Annotated in this window: 4 protein-coding genes; 3 read left to right on the top strand and 1 reads right to left on the bottom strand. The window is 69.4% G+C overall.

Going from position 1 to position 9,233, the window contains the following annotated elements; translation table 11 throughout:
* Positions 1-2: 2 nt before the first annotated feature.
* On the bottom strand, positions 3-1,274 hold the full coding sequence (locus SOM10_RS10240; protein WP_320489722.1) for a TetR/AcrR family transcriptional regulator: 1,272 nt from the start codon (positions 1,272-1,274) through the stop codon (positions 3-5).
* A 137-nt stretch (positions 1,275-1,411) separates the two neighbouring features.
* On the opposite strand from SOM10_RS10240, the gene SOM10_RS10245 reads away from it, so the two are divergent.
* The 3 genes from SOM10_RS10245 to SOM10_RS10255 form a co-directional block, all read left to right on the top strand.
* Positions 1,412-2,710 carry an MFS transporter gene (locus tag SOM10_RS10245; protein WP_056276597.1) on the top strand — a complete coding sequence of 433 codons (1,299 nt, stop codon included), beginning with the start codon at positions 1,412-1,414 and terminating at the stop codon, positions 2,708-2,710.
* 2 nt (positions 2,711-2,712) lie between these two features.
* On the top strand, positions 2,713-4,473 hold the full coding sequence (locus SOM10_RS10250) for a glycoside hydrolase family 3 protein (protein ID WP_320489725.1): 1,761 nt from the start codon (positions 2,713-2,715) through the stop codon (positions 4,471-4,473).
* A 331-nt stretch (positions 4,474-4,804) separates the two neighbouring features.
* Positions 4,805-9,233, top strand: a 4,429-nt coding sequence (locus SOM10_RS10255) for a choice-of-anchor G family protein (protein WP_320489727.1), incomplete at its 3' end; no start/stop codon positions are given.

Genomic DNA, 9,233 nt, shown 5'->3' on the forward strand with positions numbered 1-9,233 from the left:
GTTCAGCTCGGCAGCACGTCTTCGAGATGCGCGCGCAGGTGGGCGCCGACGTCGACGGCCCCGCGGTCGTAGAGCCACTGGTACTGCAGGCCGTCCCACAGGGCGATCAGCCAGATCGCCTCGTGCTCGGGGTCGCGGTGCTCGGGCAGATCGCCGTCGATGCGGGCGAGACGGAACAGCTCGGTGAAGTAGTCGATCGCCTGGGAGAACCGCGTGGCGAAGTAGTCGTGCGCAGGGTGCATGGCCGGCACCGCTTCGCAGGAGAGCACCGCGTAGACCTCGATGAGGCCGGGCTCGTCGAGGGCGCTCACCCGTGCTCCGAGCGGGATCGCGCGCAGCGCGTCGGCGGCTCGCTCGGCATGGGTGGACTCGCTGCGCACACGGATCGCGCTGTCGCGCTCGGAGAGCACCGCGCTGAGCAGCAGTTCCTTCGACGGGTAGTGGTGGAGCAGAGTGGACTTCGAGACGCCGACAGCCTGAGCGATGTCCCGAAGACTGGTGTCCCCGTAGCCGTCCTGGGAGAACAGGCGTGAGGCGTCGGCGAGGATCTGCGCGCGGCGGCGCCGTCCCACCTCGTATCCCGGGGAGTCGTCGACGGCGGGCTCTCCGAACACAGGCGGCAAGGGGCCGGCAGCGGTCGGAGAAGGGTCGGGGCTGTCGGCATCCCGCCACCCGTAGGGCAGTGCCCACAGGGCTTCGCGCTCCTCGAGCATCTGAACGACGTCGACCCGCTCAGGCAGATACTGAGAGATCAGCTGCAGCCCGTCCCAGCCCGCGCTGTGACGCACGGACTCGTCCGCGACGTCGCGGTCGGCGCCGATCGTCCCATGCAGCGCCGCATCTTCGAGGACATCCGTGCTGAGGCGGTGCAGGCGTGCATACCGCTGGCGCATCCGCTCGTGCGCCGGGTGTCCGGAGGCGGATGCTTCCCCGGTGAGTGCGGCGAAGAGCTCGAGGTAGCCGGGGGTGCGCGCGTTGCGTCGAGCCACGTCCGCGAAGATCAGTTCACCGGAATCGGATGCCGCAGCGAGCAGGTCGAATGCCCGTTCGTTGTCGTCCTCGAAACCGGCGACGACCTCGGCGAGCAGGTCGTCCTTCGACGCGAAGTGTCCGAGCAGCCCCGGATGGCTCACGGATGCCGCAGCGGCGATGTCGCGCAGGGACGTCGAGCGGTATCCGTTCGAGACGAAGAGCTCTCGGGCCGCATCCACGATCCGCTGACGCGTGGCCGCGGCGCGCGCCTGGCGCGAGCCCGTCGTGGCTGCTGTCGTCATCCCGTCCACCCTTCCCTCTCATTCTCTCTCATTACCAATCGGTAGACATTCACTTACCAATCGGTCGACATTCCGGTAATGTCATCCTCACGTCGTGTCGCAGATGACCGGCGCACCTTGCCCGAAAGGATCCACCCGTGACAGAGCTGTCATCGGCCGCCACCGCGGCCGCCGTAGGAACGACCGGTTTCAAAGTTCCCGGCACCACCCCGCTGAAGACGCCCCGTGGCTACACCCCCGGACTCGCCGCCGTGAACTTCGGCGTCTACCTCGCCCTACTCACCCCGGTGATGGTGTCGATGGCCTTCAAGATCCAGCGGCTCGACCCCACCAACACCGAGGCGAGCCTCGGACTGGTGATGGGTGTCGGTGCGGCCTTCGCGCTCGTCGCGAATCCCCTCGTCGGTCGCCTCTCCGACCGCACGACCTCGCGGTGGGGCATGCGTCGCCCCTGGATCCTCGGCGGTGCGATCGTCGGCCTCGGCGGCTTCGCGATCATCGGCGCCGCGACCTCGGTGCTCGTCGTTCTTCTCGCGTGGTGCCTCGTGCAGGCATCCATGAACGCCGTGCTCGCGGCGGCCAACGCGACGCTGCCCGATCAGGTGCCGGTCTCGAGCCGTGGCAAGGTGTCGGGCATCATCGGCATCACGACCCCCATCGGCATCCTCGCCGGCAGCTTCATCGTCAACTTCCTCCCCGGCGACTTCGAGCGCTTCTTCGTCCCCGGTGCCATCGCGCTGATCCTCGTCATCGTGTTCGTGCTCACCCTCAAGGACCGTCGTCTCACCGAGAAGCCCGCCACGCGCTTCACGGTCGGCACGTTCTTCGGCTCGTTCGTGTTCAACCCCCGCAAGCACCCCGACTTCGGATGGACCTGGCTCACGAAGTTCTTCGTGATGTTCGGCTACGCGGGCATCGCCACCTTCCTGCCGCTCTACCTGGTGACCAAGTTCCAGCTCGACGAGCAGGGCGCAGTCGGCACGATCCTGATCGCCAACCTCGCCTCCATGGCCGCGATGGCTATCTCCGCGCCGCTCGGCGGATTCCTCTCCGACAAGATCGGCAAGCGCCGGCCGTTCGTCGCGATCGCCGGCGTCATCATGGTCGTGGGCCTCGTCATCCTCGCGATCGCTCCGTCGATCGCCGTCGTCATCGTCGCTCAGGCCATCATCGGACTCGGTGCCGGGTCGTTCCTGTCGGTCGATCTCGCGCTGGCGACCGAAGTGCTGCCCAACCCCGACGACGTGGCGAAGGACCTCGGCGTGCTCAACATCGCCAACGCCCTTCCCCAGTCGATCGCCCCGGCCATCGCGCCGAGCATCATCGCTCTCGGCGCCGCGACGCCGCTGGGCGGCTACACGACCTGGTACCTCTTCGGAGCGCTCGTCGCACTCGCCGGCGCCGTTCTCGTCTACCGCATCAAGGGAGTCAAGTGACCATGACCGACACCGACGTGACCACTGCCCGACCGTGGCTCGACGCGGCCCTGCCGGTCGATGAGAGAGTGCAGCTCCTCCTCGACGAGATGACCGTCGAGGAGAAGGCCGGACTGTTCTTCCACACGATGATCGCGATCGGAGACCTCGATGAGGCGAACCCGATCTTCGGCACACCGAGCGCCCGCGAGTTCATCGACCTCAAGAACATGACGCACTTCAACCTGCTGGGGGCGGCGCCCACCGGGCGAGAGATAGCCGCCTGGCAGAACGAGCTGCAGCGGCTGGCGGCCTCGACCCGGCTCGGCATCCCGGTCACGCTGTCGACCGACCCGCGGCATTCGTTCAGCGAGAATCCCGGGGCGTCGATCCTCGCCGGACCGTTCTCGCAGTGGCCGGAGACCCTGGGTCTCGCAGCCACCCGTGACCCCGAGCTGGTCGAACGGTTCGCAGATATCGCTCGTCAGGAATATACGGCTGTTGGCCTGCGCGTCGCCCTTCACCCGCAGGTCGACCTCGCCACCGAACCGAGGTGGGCGCGGCAGACGGCGACGTTCGGAGAGGACCCCGAATTGACGGGCATTCTGGCAGCGGCATATATCCGCGGGTTCCAGGGCGACTCGTTCGGTCCCGGATCGGTCTCGACCATGACCAAGCACTTCCCCGGCGGCGGGCCGCAGCTCGACGGCGAGGACCCGCACTTCCCGTACGGGCGGGAGCAGGTGTATCCCGGGGGTGCGTTCGACCTGCACCTCAAGCCCTTCGAGGATGCACTGGCCGCCGGCACGCGTCAGATGATGCCGTACTACGGCATGCCCGTCGGCACCGAGTACGAGGAGGTCGGGTTCGGCTTCAACAGGTCGGTGATCACCGGGCTGCTGCGCGAGCGATTCGGGTTCGACGGCCTGGTGTGCACCGATTGGGGTCTGATCAACGATGCGGAGATCTTCGGCCAGCCGTTCCCTGCCCGCGCCTGGGGCGTGGAGGATCTGACGCCGCGAGAGCGGATGCTCAAGGTGCTCGATGCGGGTGTCGATCAGTTCGGTGGCGAGGACTGCCCCGAACTGCTGCTCGGGCTGGTCGCCGAGGGCTCGGTCTCGGAGGAGAGGCTCGACCTCTCCGCGCGACGGATCCTGCGGGAGAAGTTCGAGCTCGGGCTCTTCGAGAACCCGTTCGTCGACGAGGACGCGGCGGACGAGATCGTCGGCAGCGCGGAGTTCCGCGCCGCGGGAGAGGCGGCCCAGCGCGCCTCCGTGACCGTGCTGACGAACGATGGCTCGCTGCCCTTCGCCCCCGGGATCAAGCTCTACGTCGAGGGGATCGAACCATCCGTCGCAGCCGCGTACGGCGACGTCGTGGCGACCGTCGACGAGGCCGACCTGGCGATCCTCCGTCTCCAGGCGCCGTTCGAGCAGCGCGACACGACCTTCGAGAACTTCTTCCATGCGGGGTCGCTCGAGTTCTCCGACGAGGTGCTCGCGCATGTCGGCGCCATCGCCGGAGCCGTGCCGACCGTGGTCGATGTGCTCGCCGATCGACCGCCCATTCTCGAACCGATCGTGGCCGGTGCGGCGGCCGTCACCGTCAACTGGGGTGTCTCAGGGGCGGCGCTGCTCGATGTGCTGAGCGGCGTCGCGAGCGCGCAGGGCAGGCTCCCGTTCGACCTGCCGAGGTCGATGGCCGCGGTCGTCGCCTCGCGACCCGATGTGCCGTTCGACACCGCTGATCCGCTCTTCCGATTCGGCGACGGGCTCGCTCTGTAGCCCTCGCTTCACACCCTGAACCGCCCCGCAGACCTCGGTCTGCGGGGCGGTTTCGTCGTGTGGCCGGAGTGCGTGTCGCGCCTGCGCGGAGTGCGCTGGACCCCTCCTATTCGTCCTGGCAAAAGCGTCCTCGCCAACAGACCTGTGGGCAGGTCTCAATGCCCGATGACGAAAAGTCTCACCTGATGACGTTTACTGAAAGATCACTGGACAATCGCTGGACTTAACATTCTCGATCCGGCAATACTGTCTGGACATGCGCTCGGTCGGCACCTGTCGACGCCTGGGGAGGGCCTTGTGACGCGGAACATCTGCATCACGGGAGAGGCGAATGGAATTCTTGGAGGGGAAGACTCTGCGGCGACGCAGAGCCATCGGGGGAGGCATCGCCGGCGTGACCGTCGGCGCGATGATCCTTGCGGGTGCACTGGTACCGACGGCGGCGAATGCGCTCGATGACGCGAATCCGAACGATCCGTCGGTCGCGCAGGGACAGATCATCCAGTTGCCGGCCGACCTGCTCGGCGGATTGGACGTCGCCGCACTCGGGCACACGCTGACGAGCAACCCGGCCGCGGTCGGCCCTGAGCTCGGCGGTCTCGACCTCGACGTGCTCGAGGCGCTCAGCATCGACGTGGGCACGCTCAACGTGCCGCTGCTGACCGACGGCACGTCGCCCGGTCTGCTGCAGCTGGGCGATCTGGGGGGCGCGCAGAGCTTCAGCTCCTCACCCACGCAGACCCAGTCGATCGCGTCCTCCGGCGCGATCACCTCCGGTGGTGCGATCGATGCGGGGGCGATCGACGGAAGCGTCAACCCCGCCACCCTCGAACTCACCGATCTCTTCGACCAGCTCAGCGTCGCCGGTCTCACCGACGCCATCCTCGACGAAGCGTCGGTCGGCATCGGAGCCCTCGCATCGCGGGCGGAGTCGAACGCCGGCGTCGCCGGCTCCGAATACCGCATCGCGGGCCTGGACCTCGACCTGCACAGCAACCTGGTCGCGGGGCTCGCGACCACTCTGGGCACGGCCATCCAGGGCACGGTGACCCCGGTCAGCGACCTCGCCGGTCCCGGCGGAGCGCTCACCGGGCTCGTCACGACCGTGGTCGACACGATCAACGCGATTCCGGATGTGCCCCTCGTCGCCGCCTTCGAGGCGACGGGCGGAACGGTCGCTATCGCCGGCCTCGACACAGTCGGGGCGACGGTCGTCACGGAGCTCCTGACGGAGCCGCTCGAGAACACCACGGGCTCGGTGCTCGTCGACCTGAGCGACGGGACGATCTCGGTCGACCTCGCTCAGATCCTCGTGGAGACGGGCGCAGGAGCCGACCTCAACTCGCTTCCCGCGAACACCCCTGTGCTGTCTGCGACGACGATCGCCGCCATCCAGCAGGGGATCACCTCTGCTCTGACCGGCACGCACCCGAACAGCCTCAACGGCAAGGTCGCGACCATCCTCGACTCCACCCTCGACTCGCTGGCGGTCACGCTCACCGTCGGGGTGGATCTCACCAACCCGCTCACCGGGATCGACCTGGTCTCCGGCGATGTCACGATCGCCGGCTCGCTCGCTCAGTTCGCGGGCACGGCCACGCCGGTTCCGACGGTGACCACCGACATCTCGCTCGCCGGGCTCAACATCGGTGCGCTGCTCAACCCGGTGGTGAGCGCTGTGACCACGGCGGTCACCACGACCACCGGCCCTCTGGTGAACACCGCGCTGACCAGCGTCATCCCGCTCGTCCAGCCGGCCCTCGCAGCGGTCACCGGCCCCGTGCTCTCGACGCTGGACCCCGTGCTGCAGGGCGTGCTGTCCGGCATCGCGACCATCACGATCAACGAGCAGTCCGAGCCGGGAGACATCCCCGGTGACAGCTTCACCGTGCGGGCGCTCGCCATCGATCTGCTCCCGGCCGTGGGCGGAGGGGTCGAACTCGATCTCGCGTCGTCGACCGTCAAGGCAGCGGCGGCGGCAGTCGCGGCTATCGACGCCGCAACCACCGTGCAGGCCGGAACCGATCTTCCGGTCACCGGCTCCGGCTGGCCGGCCAACACCCAGGTGACGATCCAGGTGGCAGCACCGGACGGAACCCCGGTCAACGAATCAGCGCCGGTGACCACCGACGCGTCGGGCAACTTCACCGGCACGGTCTTCATCCCGGCCTCGACCGCGCCCGGCACCGGCTACATCGTCACGGCGACCGACGGCACCAGCACGGCGACGGACACCACCGAGGTGACCGCCGCGGCAGCGATCGATGCGGCACCTGCCGTGCAGGACGGAACCGACCTCGGCGTCTCGGGCACCAACTGGCCCGCGAACACACAGATCTCGGTGCAGCTGACCGCTCCCGGCGGCGGCGCGAACATCGGCGGCCCCGAGCTCGTCACGACGGACGGGTCGGGTGCCTTCGTGCTCGGCTACCCCGTTCCGGCCGGAACTCCTGCGGGAACCGGCTACACGGTCACCGCGACGCTGGGCGCGCAGACGGCGACGGACACCACCGAGGTGACGAACGCTCCGGTCGCCTCGATCGATGCGGCGCCGACCGTTCAGGCAGGCACCGATCTCGCGGTCTCCGGCTCCAACTGGCCGGCGAACACCGAGATCTCGGTGCAGCTGACGGCTCCGGGCGGAGGCGCGGACGTCGGTGGCCCCGAGACGGTCACGACGAACGGCGACGGTGAGTTCACGCTCTCCTACCCGGTGCCCGCATCGGCGACGCCCGGCACGGCCTACACGGTCACCGCGACCGCTGGCGCCGAGACGGCGATCGACACCACCGAGGTGACGGCCGCCGCTGCGGTGGATGCGGCCGACACGGTGCAGGCGGGAACCTCTCTCCCCATCACCGGTGCGAACTGGCCGGCCAACACCGTCGTCGAGGTGCAGCTGACGGACCCGGACGGCGCTGACGTCGGGGGTCCCGAGACGGTCACGACCGATGGCGACGGCGGGTTCACGCTGAACTACCCGGTTCCCGCGTCGGCGACCCCGGGCACGGGGTACACCGTGACCGCGACGGTCGGCGGCCAGACGGCTGAGGACACGACCGAGGTGACCGCCGCGGCAGCGGTGGATGCCGCGGACACGGTGCAGGCGGGCACGAGCCTTCCCGTCACCGGCACCGGCTGGCCGGCGAACACCGAGGTCTCGGTGCAGCTGACCGCTCCGGGCGGAGCGACCGTCGGCGGTCCTGAGACGGTCACGACCGATGGCGACGGCGGGTTCACGCTCGACTACCCGGTTCCCGCCTCGGCGACGCCGGGCACGGGCTACACGATCACCGCGACCGTCGGCACCCAGACGGCGACCGACACGACGGAGGTGACCGCAGCGGCGACCGTCGACGCGGCCGCGACCGTCGAGGCCGGGGCGGACCTGGCGATCACCGGTGCTGAGTGGCCGGCCGACACCGAGGTCACCGTGCAGCTGACAGCCCCCGGTGGTGCGGTCATCGGCACGCCCCAGACGGTGACGACCGGTGCTCTCGGCGGCTTCGCGATCGACTATCCGGTGCCGGCGGGAACTCCCGCGGGCACGGGATACACGGTCACCGCGAGCGCGGGCACGCAGACAGCCACCGACACGACCGAGGTGACGGCTGCTCCGGTCGTCGTCGACGCGGCCTCGTCGGTTCCGGCAGGTACCAACCTCGCCGTCACCGGCACGGGTTGGCCGGTGAACTCCACCGTGTCGCTGCAGCTCACCGCGCCAGGCGGGGGAGCGGACATCGGAGGCCCGGTCATCGCGACCACTGACGAGTTCGGTGCGTTCACGGAGAACTACCCGGTTCCGGCTGATGCCGAGCCCGGCGCGGGCTACCTGCTCACCGCGACATCCGGCGCGTCCAGCGACACGGACACCACCGAGGTGACCGCGGGCGACCCGGGTGACGTCAACACCAACGCGGCTGCATCGGCATCCGCTTCGGCTGACGCGACCGCAGACGGCGACCCGTCGGCGCAGGCGGCGGCTGAGGCCGCGGCCCTCGCAGACGCGACGTCGGCGGCCTCAGCGGCGGCGACCTCGGACGCCACCTCGGCGGCGGATGCGGCGGCGACGCCGGATGCCTCGTCGGCCGCGACCACCGATGCCACCTCGACGGCCAACGCCTCGGCGGCAGTTGCTGCGCAGGCGGCGGCCCAGGCCGACGCGTCGGATGACGTGAACGCGGATGCATCGACGGCGGCGGAGTCGAACTCGGCGTCGTCGTCGGAGTCGGCGGCCATCGCCGACTCGTCGACGGATGCCTCGTCCGAGGCTGCGGCCAACACGAACGCGGCGGCGTCGGCATCCGCGTCGGCGAACGCCGATGCATCGACCGACGCGATCGCTGAAGCGGCCGCGCAGGCGGCGGCGTTCGCGGATGCCACGGCAGAGGGATCGGCTGCGGCTGACCCGACGGCTGAGGCTGCGGCGGAGTCGGCGGCGACGGCGACATCGTCCACGGCAGCCACGGCGGACGCCACCTCGGAGGCGAACGCCGGTGCGGCGGTAGCAGCTCAGGCTGCGGCGCTGGCCGACGCGACGACGGATACCGCGGCTGAGGCCTCGGCGACATCGGACGCCTCGACGAGCGCAGCATCGAACTCGAGCGCGGCGGCGATCGCCAGTGCATCGACCGACGCCTCTTCCGATGCAGTCGCCACGGCCGATGCCTCGGCTGCGGCCGACCCGTCGGCTGAGGTCGACACCAACGCCTCGGCATCCGCTGCAGCGTCGGCTCAGGCTGATGACGACAGCAACGCGG

The sequence above is a fragment of the Microbacterium sp. CFBP9023 genome (genome assembly GCF_034045055.1).
GTDB lineage: Bacteria > Actinomycetota > Actinomycetes > Actinomycetales > Microbacteriaceae > Microbacterium.

Bases quoted from the DNA above. Each gene is read 5' to 3' on its own strand.
- SOM10_RS10240 (WP_320489722.1), bottom strand. From the start codon at position 1,274: ATGACGACAGCAGCCACGACGGGCTCGCGCCAGGCGCGCGCCGCGGCC.
- SOM10_RS10250 (WP_320489725.1), top strand. From the start codon at position 2,713: ATGACCGACACCGACGTGACCACTGCCCGACCGTGGCTCGACGCGGCC.